Raw genomic sequence first — 23,639 nt, 5'->3', positions numbered from 1 at the left:
CGTCGAAACCGCCTTTTTTCCTATTGCCCCTCCCTGCCCAGGAAGGCCGCGCCGATGATCCCGGCGTCGTTTCCCAACGCCGCGGGGAGGATGCGGGTGTTCTGCGGGGAGTGGCGGGACATCACCACTTTCAGCGCCCGCTCCCGGATGGGGCCCACCAGCCGCTCCCCCTCCCGAGAGATGCCGCCGCCGATGGCGATCACCTCGGGCTGAAGGAGGTTGATGACATTGGCCACCCCGCAGGCGAAGTCGTCAATATAGCGCTCGAGCACCGCCTGGGCCGCCGCGTCGCCCTGATCGGCCGCCCGAAAGGCCGTGCGCCCCGACACCCCGTCCAGCCCGCCGCTGACCTGCCAGAGGAGGGAATCGGGCGATTTCTCCATGGTCTCACGGGTGGTCTGGATGAGGCCGGTGGCAGAACAGTAGGCCTCCATGCAGCCCACCCGGCCACAGGTGCACGGTCTCCCCCCAGAGCGGATGACCATGTGCCCCAGCTCGGCCCCGCCATAGCGAAAGCCCGACCAGATCTTCCCGTCCAGGATGATCCCCCCGCCGATGCCGGTGCCGATGGTGATCATCACCAGGCTGGCGGCGTCCCGGCCCACCCCGGCCAGAAACTCGCCGTAGGCGGCGGCGTTGGCGTCGTTGTCCAGGTAGACCGGCTTGCCGGTGAGCGCCTGCAGCAGCTGGCGCACCGGCGCGCCCTGAAAGCCCAGATTTGCCGCCAGTTCCACCCGGCCGGCCGCCTTGTCGATCACCCCGGGGGAGCCCACCCCGATCCAGGCGATCTCCCCCTCTGCGAGGCCGGCCGCCGCCAGCGCCTGGCGGTAGACCGCCGCCATGTCGGCGCAGACCTCCTCTGCCGGGCGGGGCGCCCTCGTCTTGGTCTCTGCCTTGGCGAGAATTTGGCAGCCCTCATCCACCACCCCCGCCACAATGTTGGTTCCCCCCAGGTCGATCCCCACGTAGTAGGCCATGTCGTCTCCGCCCTTTCCCTTGTCTTTTCCTCTATTATAGAGAAAAAAGAGCTTCTTCACAACCCAATGTGAAAAAGCTCATCTCTCATCTATTTGACAGGGCGTCTCATAAGGGCGAGGGCCAGGGCAGAGAAAACCAGTCCGATGCAGAGAAGCGCCGTTGTCTTTTGCTGCACCAGCTGCCAGGTGACCTGAAACGCCGGCTCAAAAATCGTCAGCTTCCCCCGCAGGTCGGCCTCTATCAAGTGCCCGCCCAAAAAGTAGCCCACAGACAACATCAGGGGGATGGCGGTGGATCGCAGCAGGCCGATCAGAAGATAGCAGACGCTCCACACAAACACGATCTGCCCCGTTGTGCGAAGGAGAAACATCCCGTAGCGCCCATCTATCAGTAAAAGCGCCGCGCCGACCAGCCAAAAATGGAGCAGATACCAGCCGATATTGGCCAAATCACAGACCGGCCTGCGCCCCTTTTTGCCCATGTACAGAAACAGCAGCTCGTTGCCGTCGCCCTCCATGTCCTCTTTCAATGCCGCACAGGGCCACCAGACGCAGAGCAGTGTTCCCAGCTGCTCCAGGTAGTCTCCCACATCTAAATAGGCCGAATTTCCGGGCTGCTGGTAGGCCAGCCAGCAGAGGGCCGGCAGCAGGATAAACAGCCCGGCAGGCACGACAAAATACAGCTTTCCCATGGCGCGAAACCGAAGGTAGACTAGGCGGATCACACAATCCCCTCCCCGTCAAATTCGCTTGATCATCGACATGTACCCGTCCTCGACCGTGGGCGCCGCCTCTCGCGCCCCAGCAAGAGGGACAGGGGACAGGATGCGCAGGAGAACGCCCTCCTCCCCCTCAAGGCGCTTTTCAATATAGCTGCCGTCGGGCAGCTTTTCCCGCTCCGGTATCAGGTAGACCTTGCCCTGCGCCGCCGCCCGCACCTGGCTGTCGGTGCCGGCGCCAATGATCTGGCCGTTGTCCATCACCAAGATGTGGTCGCAGACCGCCTCGACATCCTCTACGATATGGGTGGAAATCAAGATGGTGCGCCCCTTTTTGATGGCGGCGATGATGTTTTTAAAGCGCATTCGCTCCTCCGGGTCCAGCCCCGCTGTCGGCTCGTCGAAGAGGATCACCTCCGGCTCCCCCAGCACCGCCTGGGCAATGCCCAGCCGGCGGATCATCCCGCCGGACAGGGCGCCCACCCGGTCCCCCATCCGCTCGCTGAGATTGACGATCTCCAGGCTCTTCTCAATCGCGGGGCGCTGCTCTTCTTTGGGGATGTTTTTGAGGGTGGCGAAGTACTCCATCATGTGGTAGACCTTCAACTCTTTAAAAAGGCCGAACTTCTGGGGCAGGTAGCCGATGTGGGCCAGCAGGTCGCCATTTTTCGCCACGTCCTTTCCATCGAAGAGGATCTGCCCCCCCTGCAGGCTGTACAGGCCGACGACACAGCGCATCAGCGTGGTCTTCCCCGCGCCGTTGGGGCCCAGGAGGCCGTATACCCCCTCGCCGATCTCACAGTCGATCCCCTTGAGGACCATTTTCTTCTTAAAGCTCTTCTGCACGGCCTTCATTTCCAACATGGCAAAAACCCTCCCCCATCTGTCTGCTGTGCGCCGCTACTCCATCAAACTGTTGACAAAGGTGTAGCGGTCGCGCGTGTCGCCGTCATCTGTCAAATAGGCTCCCACCTGCTTCAAGACGGCGTCCTCGCCATTTTTTGCAATGGCGTCCATGAATGTCTGGTACATCTCCTTGTACCCGGCGGGCCCCAGGTCGCCGGCAAATTCGTTGGGGACGGAACCGTCCCACTTCCCCGTGAAATAGGCAATAAAGTCGTCCCGCTTGCCCACGTCCAGGTAGAGGTGGGCGAGGTAGGCCACGTGCTGCTTTTCCAGGTTGCTCCCCGCCAACATCTTGATCACGTTGGTGATGGGCCGCGGCGCCAACATCCCCAGGACAACATAGCAGTCCTCCATTTCAATATAGCAGCTTTTTCCGTCGCTTGTAAAGCTCTGGGGGGAGAAAAAGAGGGGTTTGTCCCTGAACTTTTGGGAGAGGTCGACGCCCAGTTGGCCGCCCAGGCGCTCCAGCGCCTCTTCAAACCCGTCCACATAGAGGGGGTAGTCCGACATCTGGGGCATGACCACGTCGTAGCCCCCCAGGGACCCGCGCACGTACTGGCCGCCAAAGATGGTCGCCCCTGTGGACAGCCCCGCATAGCTGCCGTCGGGCTGCTGCGGCAGCGAGACAAAGACCGGCAGCCGGGTCTGCAGGCGAAGGGTGATGGGGCGGCTTTCGGTCAGGTGCGGCTCCCGGGCGCCCGGCGCGAACTCGCCCGACAGCCCCCCGTCCAGACGGTGATACCCCTCCATCGGGAAGTAGGGGAAGTAGCCGGGCAGGTGGATCCCCTGCGCGTTGGAATAGAACTCCCCCGACATGCCGCCGTAGGAGAAGGTCAGCTGGGAGAGGGGCTCCCCGGCATTCTGGGGGATATACAGGTAGTCGCCCTCCCGCTCAAAGGGGAGGGGGTTGCCCGCCCCGTCCGTCACCGCCTGCAGCCGGTAGCCGTGGTAGAGGGTAAATTTCAGCCCTGCCAGCCCCTCTGTCTCCTCCAGGTCCAACACGACGCGGGCCTTTAACCCATCGCCAACCCGCAGGTCCATCTCACAGGCGGAAACGGCAAAGTCCGCCGCCGCCTCCCTGGGCTGCACGTCGGTGTGCCAATAGTAGGAGTCGACCATCCGCCCCTCTATCCGCGAGTCCATGGGGCGATACCCCTGTTTGCAGAGGTAGGCCGTCAGGCAAAAAAGGGAGAGGGCCGCCATCCCCCCCGCGGCCCAGCGCCTGCCTTTGGGGGGAGAGGGGCGGGTGAAGAGGAGGGCGACGGCCCCCAGCGCCAACACCCAGAAAAACGCCAGGGCAAAGCGGTACCACTCCACCGGGAGCCCGTAGGCCGGGTCCACAAACCCCTCCCCCGCAAAGCAGACGCCCAGCAGGTCCCGCAGCCAGTAGGCCGCGGGGCCGACCTTCTCCTGCAGGCTGGTCAAAATCGTATAGGGGAGATCGGAGGCCAGGTAGCTCCAGAGGACCATCACCCCGTAGGCCGCCATCCGCCCGGCGCAGAGGGCCAGCACACACCCCAACAGCAGCGCCACCGTCCCCGAGAGGAGGAAGTAGAGGACGAGGGAGAGCAGCAGGTTGGCGACGACCGGCCCCTGGGTGCTGCCGGTAAAGGCGACGCCGAAGACGGAGTAGGTACTTATATTGACGACGGCGGCGAGGAGCAGCAACTCCAGGGCCAGAAACTGGGCGCCCAAAAGCCGCAGGTGGCCGTTGGGGCAGGTTTTGACCGTCTCCAGCAAAAAGGCCCTTTTCGCCCGGGAGAAAAACTCGTAGCCGATAAAGGCGAAGAGCAGAAAGAAGAGCCCCGCCTGCTGCAGGAGCAAGCTCGCAAAGCGATAGCTGGCTACTTGGTCAGGCCCCAGGGAGACCAACGAATCCATGCGGGGAAGCATCAACAGGTGGGGCGCGGCCAGCACCGCGGCAAAGGCCAGCACCAGCGCGGCATTGCGAAAAAACAGGCGCAGGCTGTTTTTGGTCATCTGCAGCATAGAAAGGCCCTCCTTTAACCACATCTCCCAAACGCGCAAAATCCAGGGATCCCCCTGGATTTTGCAAGACATCTGGTTAGGTCGCTACGTACCCGGAGCCCGTACCCGCGCCCCACAGGGCGGCCCGGTACTGGTCGGTGGCCATGCCACCTTGCCAACTCCGCATACTCGACATGCTGAGCTGAGGGGTGCTATTACCGTACTCTCTGCCTACCCCTCTCAGATAGAGGGTCCCCGAGTCGGAGCCGGCCTGTTCCACGTGTACAGCCACGTACGAAGCCGTGTTCGACCAAGCGGAGTACGTCGTGTAGTTCCCCGTCGCCGTCTTTACCGCCCACCATTTTCCCGCCAGGGCGGTGCCGGCAAAGACTAAAAGGAGCATTGCCGCAGCCGTCGCCGCAACAAACCACTTTTTGAGACCTGCCTTTTTCATCTTCCTACTCCTTTCTAAGAGTTGTCTGTGAATAAGCCTTCCCGTACCAAACAGCGCTGTTTCTGTTTTCAGTATATTCCTTTAGCAGATAAAGTCAATATGGCTATTTTTTTACCACTTTTTATTATTTTATGTATATTATATATAATTTTTAAAGAGAACTATTGCTATTGGCCAGTTTTTTAGTTCAATTGTTGGAGAAAAGAGTCAGTTTTTGTCGAATTTTTCTTTTTCCTTAAAAGTACAACATTTTGATTTATATTTGTGCAAATCGCCCATATTCACCCATTCCCCCCTTGTGGTATGTTAGGGGTACAGGGGGATGTGTCGTTCCCCACCGAAAAGGAGGTCAATCGCCATGAAAAAGGGGCTCAAGTTCGGCCTGCAACTTCTGTTTTTGGGCGCTGTTGTCGCAGTGGTCGGGGTGACGATCTTCTCCAACCGGGATCAGCTGTTTGAAAAGCAGCGAAAAAACGCCTATACGGAGGAGGGCAACTCCCAGGAAAACTCCTACGCCGACACCCAGAAGTACTGGCAGCAACTGCTGGAGGAAAACAGCGACCAGCCCCGCCAGACGGACACCGCCACCATCTCGGTCCCCAATGTCGGGCAGATGTACCTGGTGGAGGTGGCGCTGCGGGACGGCGCGGAGGCAGCCGGAAAACTGCCCCCCGAAGAGAAGGTTTTTCTCTACGATTGCCGGCTCGACATCCCCGGCAAGGAGGGGGAGAGTTTTGTCCGCTACCAGCTGTATGACAACGACCGCTTTCACTTTGTGCTGGAGCGGCAGGACGAATACGGCCCCCTGGAGTGCGAGTGGATCACCGGCAAAGACGGGAAAAACTACATTGTGGACTTTCACAGCGAGGAGGCCGACGAACTCTACCGCGCCTTTTGGAGAGAGGAAAACGAGGGGACGGGGGCCGTTCCCGCAGTGGACGAGCTGGGAATGAACCTGACCGCCAAATAGGTTTTGCCCACACAAGAGAGAGCGCCTGGGGCATTTCTGCCCCAGGCGCTCTCTCTTGCAGTCTTATACCGGACCGGCACGCCTCTACTGAAAACGCGACCGGTCTGGAATTCCAGTATAGCCTTACCCGTTCATTTCTGTCAATGATTTTTCGGAAAAATAAAGAAAAAATGAAAAAATTAACCACAAACGGTTAGAAAGCCACATGTTTTGACCCTTTTTAAGCGCCTTTTTGCCCCCGGAAGCGCCATTTTAATAAAACAGTGCTTCTGGGGGCACACCCTCCCCTTTCCGGCAGCGGCCGCCCAATTGGGTCAAAAAGGGGCCTTTTACCGCTCCCTCCGCTGGCCGTCGGGGGGGAAGGCCGAGCCGAACAAACAGGGCGGGGCGCCGAAAAGTGTCAGTGCAAGAGGGCGTCCCCCTCGGCGGACAGCTCCTCAAAAAAGCCGTTGACCTGCTCCAGCAGCCGGGTAAATGCCGGCAGGTCAGCGGGCTCCAGCCCCTGGGTGACCCGCGCCACCAGCCGCTGGTGAAACTCGCTGTGCAGCCGGCAGACCTCTTTCCCGGCGTCGGTGAGGGAGATGTTGACCACCCGCCGGTCGACGCCGTCGCGCGCCTTGAGGGCCAGCCCCTTGCGGCAGAGCCGCTCCGCCGAGGCGGTGAGGGTGGGGAGGGTGACCCCCAGGCTCTCGGCCACGTCCCCCATCCGCCGCGCCCCCTCGGGCCCGATCTGGTCGAGGATGTGAATCTCGGTGATGGTCACCCGCCGGTCCTTGAGGGCGCGGTGGACAAACCCCTCCTCCACCGAGAGGATGTTTTGAAAGATGGCGGTCAAAAAGTGGTTGATCTGCTGGGAACAGGGCACCCGCTCCCCTCCTCTCTCTGTTGGGTGTGGCCGCTCTAGGCCTGCTCGTCGAGAAACTTCTGCACGTCGGCCGCGGTCTGCAGGTTTTTCACCTTCATCTCCCGGCTGATGCGGCGGCCGTTGCCGGTGAGCACCTTGCCGGGGCCGCACTCGGCCCCCAGCAGGTGGCCGTCGCGCACCAGGTTCTCCACCGTCTTGACCCACTGCACCGGCCCCTTCATCTGCTGGGCCAGATGGGCGCGCAGGTCGGCGCCCGCGGGGATGGGCTCCCCGGTGCCGTTGGCGTAGACCGGCAGGGCAGGGTCGGCAAAGGCAACCCCCTCCAGCTCGGCGTAGAGGGCGTCGGAGGCGGGCTCCATGTACCGGGTGTGGAAGGCCCCGCTGACCTTGAGGGGCACCGTGCGGGAGGCCCCTGCCCCGGCGCAGCGGGCGCAGGCCGCCGCCACCGCCGCCGGGTCGCCGGCGATCACCGTCTGCGCCGGGGAGTTGAAGTTCACCGGCAGCACATACCCCTCGACCTGCCGGCAGCAATCGGCGATCTGCTCGGGGGTCAGCCCCATGACGGCAGCCATGGCGCCGCCCTGGGCGGCAGCCGCCTCCCCCATCAGGCGGCCGCGGGCGGCCACCAGGGCAAAGCCCTGTTCCAGGGTGCAGGCCCCGGCGGCGCAGAGGGCGCTGCACTCGCCCAGGGAGAAGCCGGCCGCCGCCTCAAAGGCGACCCCTCTCGCCCGCAGCACCTCGGTCACCGCCATCGAGTGGGCAAAGATGGCGAGCTGGGCGTTCTCGGTCTTGGCCAGGGTGGCCTCGTCCCCCTCAAAACAGAGGGCGGCCAGGTCGCGGCCGGTGGTCTGGCTGCCCAGGTCAAAGACCGCCTTGGCCTCGGGATAGGCCTGGCAGAGGTCCTGCCCCATGCCGGTGAATTGGGCGCCCTGACCGGGGAACAGCAGGGTGATTTGGCTCATCGTTCATTCCTCCTATTGATAAAAGGGGGGCCGCGCCGCAAACGGCCGGCCGCCCTTCCCAAGGCCCCCCAGAGAGGGCAACCGGACCCCGCTGGCAGCGGGGATTGGGAAAAAGTTGACAAACACTGTGGCCCCCATTATAATGAAAAACAATTAGTTTGTCAATCGAAGCATTTTTCGCGCCGCTGCGGTTGCCGGGAAATGTAAATTTTTTTTGCATCTTTTCGCGCAACCAGTACTGCCTCTGTCAATTTTATGGTAAAATGAAAAGAGGTTTTGCCGCCGGGAATCGCCCGGGGCAGCCCCGTTTCCCACCGCCAGTCGGCGGGACGGGTGGACAAACCGATCATCCAGAAGAAACGAGGGTTTTGAGAATGGAACACGAGAACAAGCGCCCCTTGGCGCTGGTCACCGGCGGCTCCCGCGGAATTGGCGCCGCCATCTGCAAACGGCTGGCAAAAGAGGGATTTGACCTCATTATCAACAGCATCTCGCAGGAGGAGTTGGACCTGCCGGTCTCCCGTGAGACCATCGAGGCCTGCGAGGCGGCCGGCGCAAAGGTCGTCGCCAAGCCCTGGGACGTCTCCGACTACGGCGCCTGCGAACAGGCGGTGGAGGAGATCACCGCCGAGCACGGGCCGGTGGCGGTGCTGGTCAACAACGCCGGCATCACCAAGGACGGACTGCTGCTGCGGATGAAGCCGGAGCAGTTCTCGGCCGTCCTCAACGTCAATCTCTACTCGGCCTTTTACATGAGCAAACTCTGCGCCAAAGGGATGACCCGGGCCCGCCGGGGGAAGATCGTCAACATCTCCTCGGTGGCCGGAGTGTACGGCAACGCCGGCCAGGCCAACTACGCCTCCTCCAAGGCGGGGCTCATCGGCCTGACCAAGACCATCTCCAAAGAGCTGGGCAGCCGGGGTATCACCTGCAACGCGGTGGCACCCGGCTTCATTGAGACCGCCATGACCCAGACCCTGCCCGAAAAGGTGGTGGAGGGGGCCAAGGCCTCCATCTCCCTGGGGCGCTTTGGCACCGTGGAGGACATTGCCGGGGCGGTGGCCTTTCTCTGCTCCCCCTCGGCCGACTACATCACCGGCCAGGTTCTCATTGTAGACGGCGGGCTGGCCATGTAGCCCCCATCCAGACAGAAAAGACGGAGGATTTGTATGAACCGCGTAGTGATCACCGGGATGGGGGCCATCACCCCCATCGGCAACGACATCGAGACCTTTTGGAACAACCTGATTGCCGGGAAAAACGGCATCGGCAAGATCACCCACTTTGACACCGAGGGGTTCAAGGCCACCCTGGCCGCCGAGGTCAAGGATTTTGAGCCCACCGACTACATCGAGAAAAAAGAGGCCCGGAAGATGGACCGGTTCTGCCAGTTCGCCCTGGCCGCCGCCTGCCAGGCCATGGAGCAGAGCGGCATCACCGCCGAAAACACCGACCCCTACCGCTTCGGCACCATTGTGGGTTCGGGCATCGGCGGGATGGAGACTTTCTGCGACGAGTTCGAGAAGTACTTCACCAAGGGGCCCGGCCGGGTCTCCCCCTTCTTTATCCCCACCATGATCTCCAATATGGCGGCAGCCCGCATCTCCATGCGCTTTGGGGCCAAGGGCGACAGCTACTGCCCGGTGACCGCCTGTTCCAGCGGGGCCCACGCCATCGGCGAGGCCTTCCGCCTGATCCGCCACGGTTACGCCGACTGCATGGTGGCCGGCGGGGCCGAGGCCTGCATCGTCCCCCTGGCCATTGCCGGGTTCTCCAACATGCACGCCCTCAACACCTCCGAGGACCCCGACGCCGCCTCCGTCCCCTTTGACGCCCGCCGCGCCGGGTTTGTCATGGGTGAGGGCGCCGGCATTCTGGTGCTGGAGAGCGAGGAGCACGCCAAGGCCCGGGGCGCCGAAATCCTCGGGGAGCTGGCCGGCTACGGCGCCTCTTCCGACGCCTACCACATCACCAGCCCCGACCCCTCGGGCGAGGCGGCCTGCCGCGCCATGCAGCTGGCCATGGCGGACGCCGGGGTCACCCCCGAGCAGGTGGACTACCTCAACGCCCACGGCACCGCCACCCCCATCAACGACGCCTTTGAGACAAACGCCGTCAAGTTGGCCTTTGGCGAGGCGGCAAAGGGGCTGCACATCTCCTCGACCAAATCGATGACCGGCCACCTGTTGGGGGCTGCCGGCGGGGTGGAGGCCCTCGTCTGCGCCCTGGCGGTGCGCGACGGGATCATCCCCCCCACCATCAACTACCGGGAACCCGACCCCGCATGCGACCTGGACTACACCCCCAACGAGGCCCTACACACCCCGGTGGAGGTGGCCATGACCAACTCACTGGGCTTTGGCGGCCACAACGCCACCATCGTCGTCCGGGCCTACCGGTAAGATCACACCCCTAAAAAAGAGCGGGGCCGCCCCGCAGAGTTCGGCGCGGGGAAGCGTCTGGCCTCCCCCTCGCGCGCCCCTTTTGGAAAGGTTGGAAACACCATGGATATTCGCGAAGCGCAAAGCGCAGCCAGCGAGCTGCTGCAACAGGCCAAAGCCCAGGGGGCCACGGCCGTAGAACTGCACCTGGGAGAGTTCTCCTTCAAGGCGGAGTTTGCCCCGCCGGTCTTTGCCGTCCCCGCGGCGGACGCCGCCCCCGTCCCCCTGGCGGCCCCGCAGCCCGCCCCCGCGGCCGAGGAACCCGCCGCCCCCACCATTGAGGGGACACCGGTCCCCTCCCCCATCGTGGGCACCTATTACAGCTCCCCCTCCCCCGAAGACGAGCCCTTCGTCGCCGTGGGGCAGGAGGTGAAAAAGGGCGACGTCCTCTGCATCGTCGAGGCCATGAAGATGCTCAATGAGATCCAGAGCCCCTGCGATGGCAAGGTGGCCCGCATCTACCTGCAAAACGGCGAACTGGTGGAGTTCGGCCAGACGGTAATGGTCATTCAATAGGACCTGGCAAATTTTTGCGGGGCCCCTTTTGGGGCCCTGCCCTGAGAGAGGAAACAGACGATATGAGCGATGTGTTGCTGACAAAAGAGCAGATTCAGGAGATCATCCCCCACCGAAACACCATGCTGCTGATCGACGAGATCACCGAACTCGAGCCCGGGGTGCGGGCCGTCGGGCGGATGCACCTCAGCGGCGACGAGGTGTTTTTTGACGGGCACTTCCCCGGCTACCCCATCCTGCCCGGGGTCTTCACCATGGAGGCGCTGGCCCAGACCGGGGCGGTGGCCATCCTCTCCCTGCCCGAGTACAAGGGGAAAATCGGTCTCTTCGGCGGGCTGGACAAGGTGCGCTTTAAGGAGCCGGTCCGCCCCGGGGACACCCTGGAGCTGTCGGTGGAGATCATCAAGCGCCGGGGGCCCATCGGCATCGGCAAAGGGGTGGCCTACGTCAACGGCAAAAAGGCTGCCTCGGGCGAATTGACCTTTGCCATCCAGTAGGTATTCCCCTGCCCCAGCCAAGCCATTTGATTCGAGCGCAACGGAGGTCTCTCGCTATGTTTTCTAAAATTCTCATCGCCAACCGGGGCGAAATTGCGGTGCGGATCATCCGCGCCTGCCGGGACATGGGCATCACCAGTGTGGCGGTCTACTCCACTGCCGACCGGGAGGCCCTGCACACCCAGCTGGCCGACGAGGCCATCTGCATCGGCGGGCCGCTGGCCAAGGACAGCTATCTCAACATCCGCAACCTGCTGGGGGCGGCCGAGGCCAGCGGGGCCGAGGCCATCCACCCCGGGTTCGGCTTTCTCTCGGAAAACCCCGACTTTGCCAAGGCCTGCGAGGACTGCGGCATCGCCTTCATCGGCCCTTCCAGCAAGACCATCTCCCTGCTGGGGGACAAGGTGGCCGCCCGCCAGACCGCCCGGGAGGCCGGGGTCCCGGTGACTCCCGGCTCCGACGGGGCGGTGGGCGAGTACTGTGAGGTGGAGCGGATCGCCCGGGAAATCGGCTTCCCGGTGATGCTCAAGGCCGCCTCCGGCGGGGGCGGAAAGGGCATTCGCAAGGTGGACGGGCCGGAGGAGCTGAAAAACGCCTTTATGGAGGCCGCCGCCGAGGCTGCCGCCAGCTTTGGCGACGGCCGGGTCTACATTGAAAAATTCGTGGCCGATCCCCGGCACATCGAATTTCAGATTCTGGCCGATGCGTTTGGCAACACGGTGCACCTCTTTGAGCGGGAGTGCTCGATCCAGCGCCGTCACCAGAAACTGGTGGAGGAGGCCCCCTCCTCCCTGCTGACCCCTGCAAAGCGCGCCGAGATGGGCGCCGCCGCCGTGGCGGTAGCCAAACAGGCGGGGTACCGGGGGGCCGGCACGGTGGAATTTTTGGTGGACGGGCAGGGGGATTACTACTTCTGCGAGATGAACGCCCGCATCCAGGTGGAGCACCCGGTCACCGAGTTGGTCTGCAGCCTCGACCTCGTCGAGCAGCAAATTCGCATCGCCGCCGGGGAGGCGCTGGGCTTTGCGCAGAAGGACCTCTCCCTCCACGGCCACGCCATCGAGTGCCGGATCAACGCCGAGGACCCCTACCACAACTTCGCCCCCCGCCCCGGCACGGTGGAGGGGCTGCACGTTCCCGGCGGACCGGGGGTGCGGGTGGACTCGGCCATCTACCAGGGCTACACCATCCCCCCCTACTACGACAGCATGCTCTCCAAGCTGATTGTCTGGGGGGAGAGCCGGGAACAGGCCCTGGCGCGGATGAAGCGAGCCCTGGCCGAATACCTCTTTGACGGGGTCATCACCAACATCGACCTCTCCATGGCCATCATCAGCTCCAAGGCCTTTGCCACCGGCAACTTTGACACCAACTTTTTGGAAAAGAGCGATCTCCTGGCCCAGTTTTCGTGCCAGGGAGAGGGGGAATAGACCGTGATTCTGGACATGTTCAAAAAGACCCGCACCGTCTCGCAGTTTCTCAAACCGCAAAGGGACGAGGGCGACCCCAAAGAGGTGGTGGTCTGCAAGCGCTGCAAAAAAGAGGTGCTGCGGCAAAATTACGCCAAAAACCTGTTTGTCTGCCCTCTCTGTGGCCACTGTAGCCGGGTTTCGGCCTATGACCGCATCGCCATGACCTGCGACGAGGGCAGCTTTCGCGAACTCGACCGCAAGCTGCGCAGCGGCAATCCCCTCAAGTTCAAGGGCTACCCCGAAAAGCTGGAAAACCTGCGCAACACCACCGGCCTGCAGGAGGCGGTGGTCACCGGGGTGGGAAAGATCGGCGGCTGCCCCGCTGCCGTCGGGGTGATGGACAGCCACTTCCTCATGGCCTCTATGGGCAGTGTGGTGGGAGAGAAACTGGCCCGCCTCTTTGAGTATGCAGCCAAGAAAAAACTGCCGGTCGTCCTCTTCACCGCCTCCGGCGGGGCGCGGATGCACGAGGGCATCTACTCCCTGATGCAGATGGCCAAGGTCAGCGCTGCCGTGGGCCGCCACTCCCAGGAGGGGCTGCTCTACCTGACCGTTCTCACCGACCCCACCACCGGCGGGGTCACCGCCAGTTTTGCCATGCAGGGGGACATCATCCTCGCCGAACCCCGGGCCACCATCGGCTTTGCCGGGCGGCGGGTCATCGAGGGGACCATCGGCGAGAAGCTGCCCAACGGCTTTCAGTCGGCGGAATTCCTCTGCGAGCACGGATTTGTGGACCGGATCGTCCCCCGCCCCGAGATGCGGGAGACCCTGCAAAAAATTCTGGCCATTCACAGCAAGTAAGGAGGGCGCGCCATGGCACCGAAAACCGCCTATGAGCGGATGCAGCTCATCAAAAACATCCACCGCCCCAGCGTGGAGCAGTATGTCTCCGCCCTGGTGGAGGACTTTATCGAGTTTCACGGCGACCGCGCCTTCGGCGACGACGCGGCCATCTACGGCGGCATCGGCCTGCTGGACGGCCGGGCCGTGACGGTGGTGGGCCACCGCAAGGGCCACTCCACCGAGGAGAACATCCGCTACAACTTCGGGATGGCCCACCCCGAGGGGTACCGCAAGGCCATGCGGCTGTTTGACCAGGCCGAGAAATTCGGGCGGCCGGTCCTCCTCTTCGTCGACACCCCCGGCGCCTTCTGCGGGGTCGGAGCCGAGGAGCGGGGCCAGGGCGAGGCCATCGCCCGCTCGATCCAAAAGCTGATGTTCCTCAAGGTGCCGGTCCTCACCGTGATCACCGGCGAGGGGGGCAGCGGCGGGGCTTTGGGCCTGGCAGTGGCCGACCGGGTCTACATGCTGGAAAACGCTGTCTACTCGGTGATCTCCCCCCGGGGGTTTGCCTCCATCCTCTGGAAAGACCCCTCCAAGGAGGAGCAGGCCGCCGAACTGCTAAAGATGACGGCTCCCGACCTACTGGGCTTTGGCATCATCGACGGCATCATCCCCGAGCCCAAGGGCGGGGCCCACACCGATCCCGCCAAGACCTGTATTGCCGTCAAGGAGGTACTGGTGCGGGAGCTGGAAGCCCTCTGCACCCAGAACACCCGCACCCTGCTGGACAACCGGTACCAAAAATACCGCAGTATGGGAGCCTACGGCGGCTGACGCGCCAAAATCGGTCCCTTTTGAGGGCGGCGGAAAACACATTCCGCCGCCTTTTTGCATATTTTGAAAAAAGCAGACCGCTTCCAGACAATATTCGTTGTTTCCCAGCGCCAAACTTGCTATAATACGAATAAATCAACTTTTCAAGTGAACAGATGGGCAAACCGGGCGAAAGGCCGGGACGCAAAGCCATGGGCCTACCTCCCCCCTCCGGGGGACAGGGCAGCCGGCTGCACATCCCCCCTTTCCGTTTCGCACTGCGCCATCCGGCAGATCGGTCAAAACGGGAGGGGACTTTTGATGTTTCGACACGGCAAACGGGGGGTCGCCCTTCTCTGCTCCCTCCTCTGCACACTGCTCTGCCTGGGAGGGCCTACGGCGACTCTGGCGGCACAGCCCCGGGCCACCGCCACTGTGCGGGTGGGCTTTCCCATTTTGCCTGGTTTTTCTGAAAAGACCGCAGAGGGGGAGTACACCGGCTACACCTACGAGTACCTGCAGGAGATCGCCAAGTACACCGGCTGGGAATACGAGTTTGTCGAGGTCGAGGGGGACACAAACGCCTCCCTCACCGCGCTGCTGGACATGCTGGAGGCAGGGGAGATCGACCTGATGGGGGGAATGGTCCGCAACGAGCAGACCGAGGCGCTCTACGACTTTCCCGAGTACAGCGCCGGCACCTCCTTTGCGGTGCTGACGGTGCGCGCCGACGACACCCGCTTCAGCGAGAGCGACTACTCGGCCCTTTCCAACATTCGGGTGGGGGCCCAGGCCACCGCCAAGCGGCGCATCCAGCACTTTGAGAGCTTTTGTGCGGCCAACAACATCGACGCCCAGGTGGAGACCTACCAGGGGGAGGCCCTCTGGCTGGAGGCGCTGGACAGCGGCGAGGTGGACGCCCTGTTGGAGGGGGACACGTCGGTGGATTCGGATCGGCGGATCATCGCCCGCTTTGCCGAAAGTCCCCATTACTTTGCCACCACCAAGGGGAACACCGCCGTCATCAGCGGTCTCAACACCGGCCTCGCCAAGATTCGCGAGGTGGATTTTCACTATGACACCCAGCTCTACGAGAAGTACTTTGGAGGGAAGGAAGACCCAACCCTCTTTTTGAGCCAGGAGGAGCGGGATTACATCTCCTCCAGCGGCACCCTGCGGGCGGTCTACCCCGCCGGGTGGAACCCCTTGCACCACCAGGAAAAAGGGGCGTTTGCCGGGGTGAGCGCCACCCTGCTGGAACAGATCTGCCGCGAGACCGGCCTCTCCCTTGACTACCGCGAGGTGGGCAGCTATCAAGAGGGGGTGGAGATGGTCCAGGCGGGTGAGGCGGACATCCTCATCGGAGCGCCCCCCAGCGCGGAGGCAGCCATTGATTCCGGTCTCACCCTCACCCAGTCCTACCTGCCCTTACAGTGCATTCTCGTGCGCAGCAGCGCCACCGATCCCGGCAGGGAAAACAGGGCCGCCTGCCTGCGGGGCTACCCGGTCAGCGACGAACTGGCAGAGCAGGAAATCGTCTGGTACGACACCCCCGAGGCCTGCCTGCAGGCGGTGGAGCAGGGGGACGTCGGCTCCTTTGTCACCAACTCCTACCTGTTGCAGCAGTACCTGCAAAACCGCTCCTATCGAAACTTGGTCTATTCCCCGCTGGACGACTCCACCGCCGGGCTCTGTCTGGCCCTTGGGCGCCCGGCGGATACCACCCTGCTCACCGTGCTCAGCAAGGCCATCGGCAGCATCTCCGAGCGGGAGCGGCAGGACGCCGTCTTTCAAAACACCCTCACCACCCAGCCGAAAATCAGCCTGATGGGACTGCTCTACGCCTATCCCCTGCAGTCGGTGCTGGCGGTTGTCGCCCTCTTTGCCGTCGTGCTGGGGCTGGTGATCTTCTTTGTGCGCACCAAAATTCGCCACCAGCAGCGGCTGGTGCTGGACGGACAGCGATACCGCACCATCGCCGAACTCAGCGACGAGCTCCTCTATGAATACGACGTGCAGGCTGACACCCTCACCGTCTCCGACAAGTTTGCCAAGGCCTTTGGCTGCGACCTCATCATCCCCCACTATCAGGCGCGGGCAAAGGAGCTCTTTCCCAGTTTGTCTGGATGGAATGGACAGGTGGCCAGACAGGTATTTGACCTCAATCAGAAATCGGTTCAAGCAGAGATACGCTGTTCCCTGGCCGACGGTTCCTCTGCCTGGTTCTCGATGCTGCGCGTCTGTCTCTACGACGATGAAGGGCGCCCCCTCTACTGCATCGGCAAGCTGCGCAACATCGAAAAGGAGCGGGCCGAACGGGCTTCCCTCCTCCACCGCTCCCAGACCGACGGGCTCACCGGGCTCTACAACCGCCGCACCTGTGAAAAGGAGGTTTTGCAGTTGCTGGACGCCCTGCAGCCCAGCGAGACAGCGGCCTTTTTCCTGCTGGACCTGGACCGCTTCAAGTCGGTCAACGACCGGTTCGGCCACCAGATGGGGGACGACATCCTCATCGAACTGGCCCGCTGTATGGAGACGGCTTTTCCCGGCGGGGTGCTGGGGCGGCTGGGGGGCGATGAGTTTATCGCCTGCCTGCCCAGGTGTAGCGCCACCCAGGCCGCCCAGGTGGCCAAAAATTTCTGCCGCCAGCTGGTGGAGCGCTGCGCCGATCGCCGCGCAGGTATCAGCGCCAGTGTGGGCATCGCCATTGCCCGGTCGGACGACACCTTTGAAGCGCTGTATCGCCGCTCGGACAAGGCCCTCTACCAGGCCAAGGCAGAGGGGGGCAACACCTTTTCGCTGGGCAACTGACCGCCCCCCTCCTTTAAAAAACGCAGGAAGAGCGCCTCTCCCGTATCGGGGAAGGGCGCCCTTTTTATAAGCTCTATTGGCTGGCGTCGTCCTGGTCAAGGACCACTGAAAACTGAAAGAGGTCGGCCCGGTAGAGGGACTTGACCACCTCCAGCGGCTGGCCGGTATTGTCGGAGGTGACCGACTTCACCAAAAAGGCGGGAGCCCCCACCTTCTGTTCCAGAAGAACCGCCTCCTCCGGCCCCAGAAGGGCGATCTCCAGCACCTCTTCCGAGTGGACGGGGTAGATGTTTTTCAGCTTTTTTAAGTAGCCGTAGGAAAAGACGGTGGCGGGGTCGCACTCCATCTGGTTCTCAAACCGGCGAAAGCTGCGGAAAGTCTCATTGAGGACGGCGGGGATGTCGTCGGCATAGCGCACCCGGTAGAGGCGGATGGCCTTCTCCCCTTCCCCCAGTTGCAGGTTTTCCCGCACCCGGGTCGGCGGCTCATCCACCACCTCGTAGGCGAGCACCTTGGTGGAGGGGTTTTTGTTGTTGCGCTCAAACATATCGGTAAAACTCTGGATCCCCTGCAGCCGGTTGTCGATCTTCTGGTTGTAGACAAAGGTGCCCTTGCCCTGGCGGCGGCGGGCGTACCCCTCCTCCACCAGGTCGTTGAGGACACGGCTGGCCGTGTTTCGGCTGACGCCGTACGCCTCTACCAGCTGGGCCTCGCTGGGAAGCTTATCGCCATTTTTGTAGAGATCTGCATCGATCTTGTGGATGATGTCCTGTTTGATCTGGTTGTATAAAAAGCTCTTGGCCACCCGCTCTGCTCCTCTCCTGTCATCAGCGCCGCAGCGCACCACTCTGTACTGTTTATTATACCCTATTCCTGCAACCGGTTGCCAGTCGTGTTTTCCCCATAGTTCACATCAAAAGTTTGGCGCAATTGCCAGGGCCTTTTGCAAGGGGGCAAAAAGGCGGGCCGCCCCCCAAAAAGGGAAGCGGCCCGCCCTCTGGGCGCACACACATCGCTCTACCAGAACAGCCAGCCAAAAATACTGCCAAAACCCACCAAAAGGCCGAACAGCACCGCGATCAGCGGCGATGCGGCGGCGAGGACGGTGAAGATCAGCGACCGGTTGGCCGCTGTGCGGGCCCCGGCCAGGTCGCCCCGGCCCAGAGCGCCCTCGATTTGGGAAGCATAGACGATCCCCCCAACGCCGATGAGGCCAAAGGGAAAACAGAAAAAGCAGCCCAGCAGGGTGGCGAGGATGGCAAACACCAGATAGGCAGTGCCCGACGGCGCACCGGGGTAAACCGGCCGCGGAGGCGGCACCGGAGCGGCGCCATAGGGCGGCGGAGGCGGCGACAAAGGAGCGCCGCACCGCTGGCAAAAGCAGCAGTCGTCCTCCCAGTGGGCGCCGCAGCGGGGGCAAATCTTCATTGCAAATTCCTCCCATTTCACAGGGGCAATCCGCCCCTTTTACACCCTTAGAATACCGCAAATCCGGCCAGGGCGCAACCGGCAAACAGGCGCAAAAATGCGCACAAATTTCTTACAATTGCAAAAGAGGGCTGCCGGGACGGCTTGTCTCGGCAGCCCTCTTTTTGTTCCTAGAGGACCTTGCTCAAAAACTCCTTGGTGCGGGGGTGTTGAGGCGCCGTGAAAATCTCTTCCGGGGTCGCCTCTTCGAGGATCTGCCCCTCGTCCAGGAAGATGACCCGGATGGCCACCTCTCTGGCAAAGCCCATCTCGTGGGTGACCACCATCATGGTCATCCCCGATTTGGCCAGTTCCTTCATGACGTCCAGCACCTCGCCCACCATCTCGGGGTCAAGGGCGGAGGTGGGCTCGTCAAAGAGCATGATCTGCGGCTCCATGGCCAGGCTGCGGGCGATGGCCACCCGCTGTTTCTGCCCGCCGGAGAGGGAGTTGGGGTAGCTGTCGGCCTTGTCGGCCAGCCCGACGCGCTCCAGCAGCTCTCGCCCCTTGGCCTCGGCCTCCTCCTGGGTGCGGCCCAGCACCTGCACCGGGGCCAGGGTGAGGTTTTTGAGGACGGTCATATGGGGGAAGAGGTTGAAGTGCTGAAAGACAAACCCCATCTTGGCGCGCTGTCTCTGCAGCTCTTTGGCGCCCTTTTTGTCGCCGGTGTTCAGCACCTGGCCATCGATGGTGACGGTGCCGCTCTCGGGCACTTCCAGCCCGTTGATGCACCGCAGCAGGGTCGATTTGCCCGACCCCGAAGGGCCGATCAGACAGATGATCTCCCCCTTCTCCACATTCAGGTTGGCGTCTTTCACCGCGTGCAGAGAGCCGAAACTCTTGTTGATGTGTTCGAGTTTAATCACTTTCAGCCAACTTCCTTTCAATCTTCTTGCCAAAGTGGGAGATGGTCAGGGTCAAAGTCAGGTAGACCACACAGGCCAGGGCCAGGGGGGGGATAAAGTTGTAGTACCGGGCCCCCAGCACCTTGGCGCTCTGGGTCAGTTCCACCGCGCCGATGGTGGAAATCAGGGAGGAGTCCTTGATCAGGGTGACAAACTCGCTCACCAGGGGGGGGACAATTCGCTTAAAGGCCTGGGGGAGGATGATGTGGCGCATCATCCCGGTGTAGCTCAGCCCTAGGGACTGGGCGGCCTCCCACTGGCCCCGGTCGACGGCCATGATGGCCGAGCGGATGAGCTCGCAGGAGTAGGCGCCGCTGTTGATGCCCATGGCGATGATGCCGATGGCGTAGGGGTCGATGTTGACAGCCGAGCCGGTGATCGCCTTGCAGACCACCGGGAATCCCAAAAACCAGAAGAGAATCTGCACCAGCATAGGGGTGCCGCGGATAAACTCCACATAGACAGTGGAGATGGCCCGCAAAATTTTGCTCTTGGAGATGCGGGCCGCCGCCGCCAGAATGCCCAACACCGTGCCGGCCAGCAGGGCGCAGACGGCGATGATGATGGACCAGCCGGCGGAGCGGGCCATAAACAGCAGATTGTCTGCCGCAAAAATTTTTCCCATAATCCGAACAATCCTTTACTCAATTAGTCGACAGCGGACACCCCGAGACGGCGAGAGGACAGGCCCGGGGGCCTGCCTCCTCTGTTCGCCGGGGGACACGGGGCCCTCCCGCTGAAACGGTTGCTTCCCGCAGGGCAGTGACAGAGCGCTTAGCCCTCAATCCCCCACTTGTCTTTGAGCTGCTGGGGCGCATCGGAAGCCAGGAACTGCTTGATGGCGCTGTTGATCTCTTTGAGCAGTTCGTCGTTGCCGTTTTTGACGATGATCTGGTTTTCCTCTTTCACCAGGGGGTCGCCGAGGATTTCCAGGCTGCTGTTGGCGGCGACATAGTTCTTGGCCACCTGGCCGTCGCAGACCACCGCGTCCAGAGCGCCGGTTTTCAGGGCCTCAAACATGACGGTGTAGTCGCCAGGGCTGGAGATTTTGGCGTCTTTGATGTTCTCTTCGGCGGCCTTGGCGCCGGTGGTCTCGGTGCCAGCGCCGATCTTCTTGCCGGTCAGGTCGTTCAGGTTTTTGTAGCCGGACTCCTTGCTGACCACCACCAGCTGCTCGCTGGTCAGGTAGGTGTCGCTAAAGAGGCAGTCGCGCTCGGGATCGTAGGTGAAGGCGGAGATGCCCACGTCGATCTGCCCGGCCTGCAGGGCGGTGATGATGCTGTGGAAGTCCATGTTCTTGAACTCCACCTCGATGGCCTTGCCGTCTTTGCCCATGTACTTGGCCAGCTCGTTTGCCATGTCCACGTCAAAGCCCTCGACCTTGCCGTCGGTCCCCAGGGACTCGTAGGGCGGGTAGTCGGCGGAGATGCCCACCACCAGCTTGCCGGGGGTCATGACCTCTTTGTCGTAGGCCTTGCCGGTGCCCTCGGTCTTTTTGCCACCGCAGCCGGCCAGGGACAGGGCGCCGATGCTCAGCGCCAGGGTGGTTGCCAAAATTTTCTTAAATGCGTTCATCTTTTGTTTCTCCTCTCAATATCCGCCGGGCGTCTCTTTCCATTGCCCAGGCTCTTTATAAAAACAGAAATGCATCTTACAGGGTGACGATACAGAAGCCGCCAAAAGTGTACTTTTTCAGGTGATTTTCATCCTCTTGGTAGGGCAGGTTGCCGGTCTCGATGGCGGCAAAGGCGTCGGCCACCTGGCCGAGGGTCTTGCCCTCTCTCATGGGCTCGTTGTGGGAGCAGATGAGGGTGTAATCGCTGTATTTGGCGGCCACCTCTTCCATGGTCTTTTTATAGGTGTCAATGACCGATTTGAGCCCGTCGTGGGAGTCCAGGTGGGCATAGAGGGTGGCGGGGTAGAAGGTGTCGCCGGTGAAGAGCAGCTTGTTGCCGTCGTCGGCGAGCATGATGCTGTCGGGCGAGTGCCCGGGGGTGTTGAAGGCGGTGAGCACCCGGCCGCCCAGGTCAAACTGGTGCCCGCTCTCGATGGGTTGGTAGTTGCAGGGCTTGATGGCGTACTCTTCGGGGACAAAGTCCTCGGGATAGGGAATCCAGTTGGAACCGGGTTTTAAGTTGGCCTCCACCTCCTGGTGGGTAAGCCCCTCTTTCATCCGTCTGATGGCGCCGGGGTGGTTGTAGATGTGCACCTTCTCAAACATCCAGTTGCAGCCGATGTGGTCGAAGTGGCTGTGGGTGTTGACCACCACCAGCGGCTTGTCGGTGAGAACGTCCACCACCTTTTTGATGTTGCCCATCCCCATGCCGGTATCGATGAGGAGGGCTTTCTCGCCGCCCAGAACCAGGTAGGAGATGACCTCCTGGAAGTGGCCCGGCTCGTAGATGGCGTAGACGTCGCAGGGCAATCTGTAAACCGAGAACCAGGGGTCGGGCTGCTCGACCGCTTCCAGGGTCGCGTACTGGGGTCTGGGCAGCGCCTCGTACCAGGCATCTGGCTGAACGGCGTCGGCAATCTTTTCGGGCATGAGAAATTCCTCCTTGTGTGTTTTGGGGTGCTGTCCTCTCGTTCGAGGGAGTGCATGTATAATTATACGCACGTGCCGCCCATTTGTCCACCCCTTTTCTCCTCTATTCCCGCCTATTATTCGCATTTAATTTTATCCTATTTTGTGTGAAACGTCAAAAATATAAATTTATGCGGTATATTATTCATTTTTAATGCATTCTCTGTATATTTGAAGCCCCGCAAAAAGAGAGGTCGAGCGGGGCAGACTTGTGGTAGAATAAAATCAAATCACCCGCTTTGCAAGCAGAGGCGGGAAGGGGAGGTGACGGCATGCGGGGACTGGTGTTGTCTGGCGGCGGGGCTAGGGGAGCCTATGAGATCGGGGTTTACCGGGCCCTGGCCGAGGAGGGGGGGCTCTCCTTCGGAGTGGTGACCGGCACTTCGGTGGGGGCGCTCAACGCCGCCCTCATTGCCCAGGGCGACCTGGACCTGGCGGAGGGCCTCTGGAGGCAGATCACCACCGAGACGGTGTTGCAGTTGGATGCGGCGGCTCTGGGAACCCTCTCCCCCGGCGAGGCAGTGACCACCGCGGTGGGATTTGTCAGCCGGTACCTGCAAAACGGCGGCGTCGACACCTCTCCTCTCAAATCCCTGCTCGAGGACTGCATCGATGAGGGGCGGGTGCGCCGCTCCCCCACCGAACTGGGGCTGGTGACGGTGGAGTACCCCACCCTCAAGCCCTGCACCCTACTCCGCAGCGACATTCCCGAGGGCAGGCTCATCGACTATCTGATGGCCTCCAGCTCCCTCTTCCCCGCCCTGCAGCGGTGGGAGATCGACGGCAAGCTCTATATGGACGGGGGCTACTACGACAACCTGCCGGTGGAGCTGGCCAGCCGCTGCGGGGCCGACGAAATTTGGGCGGTGGACCTGCACGCCCCCGGTCTCAAGCGGCCGGGCAGCCTCAAACGCGCCCGAGTCATCGACTGCTACTGGGATCTGGGGCCGGTGCTGGACTTTTCCCCCCGGCAGGCCCGCCACAACCTGGCGGTAGGGGGGCAGGACGGGCGAAAAGCCCTGGGACTGTGCGATGGGTTTGCCTACACCTTTGTCCGAGGGGAAGGGGAGGCGCTCCTCCCCCTGCTGCGGGTCACCCGGGCCGAGCTGGAGGCGCTGCTGGGCGGCCTTTCCCCCCTGACTCGCATCGGGCTGCAGCGCGCGGTGCGCACCCTCTTTCGCCCCTACGGCTACCGGCTGCGCAGCTACGAGGACATGGCCCTGCGCTGCGCCGAGGTGGCGGGGGAGCTCTTCTCCGTCCCCCACACCCCCACCTACACCGCCGCCGGCTTTTTGGACTCCCTGCGGGGGCGGCGGGCGGTCTGGGCCAGGCGGAAAAAGCGCTCCCTCTCCCAGGAAGCGGCGCTGCGGATGGCGGGAGAACTGCAAAACCCCTTAGACATCGCCAAGTTGGGGACGGTGATCCCCAAAGAGGCCATTGCCGCCGCCTTTCTCTACGTCCTCGACCGGGCAGACCGGCGGGGATGAGCCGCAAAAAGCCCCTCTGCCAATTGGCAGAAGGGCTTT

Annotated in this window: 23 protein-coding genes and 1 riboswitch; of the genes, 10 read left to right on the top strand and 13 right to left on the bottom strand. The window is 62.4% G+C overall.

Translation table 11 applies throughout. The features are described from left to right. Positions 1–20: 20 nt before the first annotated feature. The 5 genes from HJY11_RS02470 to HJY11_RS02450 form a co-directional block, all read right to left on the bottom strand. On the bottom strand, positions 21–977 hold the full coding sequence (locus HJY11_RS02470) for an ROK family protein (RefSeq protein WP_208074505.1): 957 nt from the start codon (positions 975–977) through the stop codon (positions 21–23). Positions 978–1,066: 89 nt separating this feature from the next. Then, the gene (locus HJY11_RS02465; protein WP_208074504.1) at positions 1,067–1,702 is read right to left on the bottom strand and encodes a hypothetical protein; all 636 of its coding nucleotides are present in this window, start codon (positions 1,700–1,702) and stop codon (positions 1,067–1,069) included. Between the two features lie 15 nt (positions 1,703–1,717). Next, entirely contained in the window at positions 1,718–2,560 is an 843-nt protein-coding gene (locus HJY11_RS02460; protein ID WP_208074503.1) for an ATP-binding cassette domain-containing protein, read from the bottom strand. 36 nt (positions 2,561–2,596) lie between these two features. Further along, positions 2,597–4,591 carry a hypothetical protein gene (locus tag HJY11_RS02455; RefSeq protein WP_208074502.1) on the bottom strand — a complete coding sequence of 665 codons (1,995 nt, stop codon included), beginning with the start codon at positions 4,589–4,591 and terminating at the stop codon, positions 2,597–2,599. A gap of 76 nt (positions 4,592–4,667) precedes the next feature. Then, positions 4,668–5,024 (bottom strand): hypothetical protein, encoded by a 357-nt coding sequence (locus tag HJY11_RS02450; RefSeq protein ID WP_208074501.1) that lies wholly within the window; start codon positions 5,022–5,024, stop codon positions 4,668–4,670. Between the two features lie 358 nt (positions 5,025–5,382). On the opposite strand from HJY11_RS02450, the gene HJY11_RS02445 reads away from it, so the two are divergent. After that, positions 5,383–5,994, top strand: coding sequence for a hypothetical protein (locus HJY11_RS02445; RefSeq protein WP_208074500.1), 612 nt, complete (start codon positions 5,383–5,385; stop codon positions 5,992–5,994). Between the two features lie 400 nt (positions 5,995–6,394). On the opposite strand, the gene HJY11_RS02440 is transcribed toward HJY11_RS02445, so the two are convergent. Together HJY11_RS02440 and fabD are read right to left on the bottom strand one after the other, a co-directional pair. Beyond that, positions 6,395–6,859: a MarR family winged helix-turn-helix transcriptional regulator gene (locus HJY11_RS02440; RefSeq protein WP_208074499.1), complete on the bottom strand. Its 465-nt coding sequence runs from the start codon at positions 6,857–6,859 to the stop codon at positions 6,395–6,397. 35 nt (positions 6,860–6,894) lie between these two features. After that, positions 6,895–7,821: an ACP S-malonyltransferase gene (gene fabD / locus HJY11_RS02435; protein WP_208074498.1), complete on the bottom strand. Its 927-nt coding sequence runs from the start codon at positions 7,819–7,821 to the stop codon at positions 6,895–6,897. Positions 7,822–8,195: 374 nt separating this feature from the next. Here fabD and fabG point away from each other — a divergent pair, with 374 nt between their 5' ends. The 8 genes from fabG to HJY11_RS02395 all read left to right on the top strand — a co-directional run bounded on the left by fabG (position 8,196) and on the right by HJY11_RS02395 (position 17,157). After that, positions 8,196–8,957 (top strand): 3-oxoacyl-[acyl-carrier-protein] reductase, encoded by a 762-nt coding sequence (gene fabG / locus HJY11_RS02430; protein WP_208074497.1) that lies wholly within the window; start codon positions 8,196–8,198, stop codon positions 8,955–8,957. Positions 8,958–8,990: 33 nt separating this feature from the next. After that, entirely contained in the window at positions 8,991–10,223 is a 1,233-nt protein-coding gene (gene fabF / locus HJY11_RS02425; protein WP_208074496.1) for a beta-ketoacyl-ACP synthase II, read from the top strand. A 102-nt stretch (positions 10,224–10,325) separates the two neighbouring features. Then, a complete protein-coding gene (gene accB / locus HJY11_RS02420) occupies positions 10,326–10,778 on the top strand; it encodes an acetyl-CoA carboxylase biotin carboxyl carrier protein (protein WP_208074495.1) in 453 nt (150 codons plus the stop codon). Between the two features lie 62 nt (positions 10,779–10,840). Further along, positions 10,841–11,275, top strand: coding sequence for a 3-hydroxyacyl-ACP dehydratase FabZ (gene fabZ / locus HJY11_RS02415; protein ID WP_021658226.1), 435 nt, complete (start codon positions 10,841–10,843; stop codon positions 11,273–11,275). A 56-nt stretch (positions 11,276–11,331) separates the two neighbouring features. Beyond that, positions 11,332–12,705, top strand: coding sequence for an acetyl-CoA carboxylase biotin carboxylase subunit (gene accC / locus HJY11_RS02410; protein WP_208074494.1), 1,374 nt, complete (start codon positions 11,332–11,334; stop codon positions 12,703–12,705). 3 nt (positions 12,706–12,708) lie between these two features. Next, positions 12,709–13,551 carry an acetyl-CoA carboxylase, carboxyltransferase subunit beta gene (accD, locus tag HJY11_RS02405; RefSeq protein WP_368041528.1) on the top strand — a complete coding sequence of 281 codons (843 nt, stop codon included), beginning with the start codon at positions 12,709–12,711 and terminating at the stop codon, positions 13,549–13,551. Positions 13,552–13,563: 12 nt separating this feature from the next. After that, entirely contained in the window at positions 13,564–14,367 is an 804-nt protein-coding gene (locus HJY11_RS02400) for an acetyl-CoA carboxylase carboxyltransferase subunit alpha (protein WP_208074493.1), read from the top strand. 148 nt (positions 14,368–14,515) lie between these two features. After that, positions 14,516–14,605: riboswitch (cyclic di-GMP riboswitch) on the top strand. Positions 14,606–14,667: 62 nt separating this feature from the next. Then, the gene (locus HJY11_RS02395; protein ID WP_208074492.1) at positions 14,668–17,157 is read left to right on the top strand and encodes a GGDEF domain-containing protein; all 2,490 of its coding nucleotides are present in this window, start codon (positions 14,668–14,670) and stop codon (positions 17,155–17,157) included. 73 nt (positions 17,158–17,230) lie between these two features. Here the strand turns inward: HJY11_RS02395 and HJY11_RS15590 are convergent, their stop codons facing one another. The 6 genes from HJY11_RS15590 to HJY11_RS02365 all read right to left on the bottom strand — a co-directional run bounded on the left by HJY11_RS15590 (position 17,231) and on the right by HJY11_RS02365 (position 22,074). Next, positions 17,231–17,962 (bottom strand): GntR family transcriptional regulator, encoded by a 732-nt coding sequence (locus tag HJY11_RS15590; RefSeq protein WP_208074491.1) that lies wholly within the window; start codon positions 17,960–17,962, stop codon positions 17,231–17,233. 212 nt (positions 17,963–18,174) lie between these two features. Continuing rightward, a complete protein-coding gene (locus tag HJY11_RS02385; protein WP_208074490.1) occupies positions 18,175–18,585 on the bottom strand; it encodes a CD225/dispanin family protein in 411 nt (136 codons plus the stop codon). Positions 18,586–18,755: 170 nt separating this feature from the next. Then, positions 18,756–19,490, bottom strand: coding sequence for an amino acid ABC transporter ATP-binding protein (locus HJY11_RS02380; RefSeq protein WP_208074489.1), 735 nt, complete (start codon positions 19,488–19,490; stop codon positions 18,756–18,758). After that, complete coding sequence (locus HJY11_RS02375; RefSeq protein WP_208074488.1) at positions 19,483–20,154, bottom strand: amino acid ABC transporter permease; 672 nt, start codon at positions 20,152–20,154, stop codon at positions 19,483–19,485. The genes HJY11_RS02380 and HJY11_RS02375 overlap by 8 nt, the downstream gene beginning before the upstream one ends. 149 nt (positions 20,155–20,303) lie before the next feature. Continuing rightward, complete coding sequence (locus HJY11_RS02370) at positions 20,304–21,104, bottom strand: transporter substrate-binding domain-containing protein (protein ID WP_208074487.1); 801 nt, start codon at positions 21,102–21,104, stop codon at positions 20,304–20,306. A 76-nt stretch (positions 21,105–21,180) separates the two neighbouring features. Further along, the gene (locus tag HJY11_RS02365; protein WP_208074486.1) at positions 21,181–22,074 is read right to left on the bottom strand and encodes an MBL fold metallo-hydrolase; all 894 of its coding nucleotides are present in this window, start codon (positions 22,072–22,074) and stop codon (positions 21,181–21,183) included. Between the two features lie 311 nt (positions 22,075–22,385). Here HJY11_RS02365 and HJY11_RS02360 point away from each other — a divergent pair, with 311 nt between their 5' ends. Beyond that, positions 22,386–23,600, top strand: coding sequence for a patatin-like phospholipase family protein (locus HJY11_RS02360; protein WP_208074485.1), 1,215 nt, complete (start codon positions 22,386–22,388; stop codon positions 23,598–23,600). Positions 23,601–23,639: the final 39 nt, after the last annotated feature.

Origin of the sequence: Bittarella massiliensis (ex Durand et al. 2017), from assembly GCF_017566145.1 — a bacterium.
GTDB classification, from domain to species: domain Bacteria; phylum Bacillota; class Clostridia; order Oscillospirales; family Ruminococcaceae; genus Bittarella; species Bittarella massiliensis_A.
This window is presented reverse-complemented; position numbering and strand designations above follow the sequence as displayed.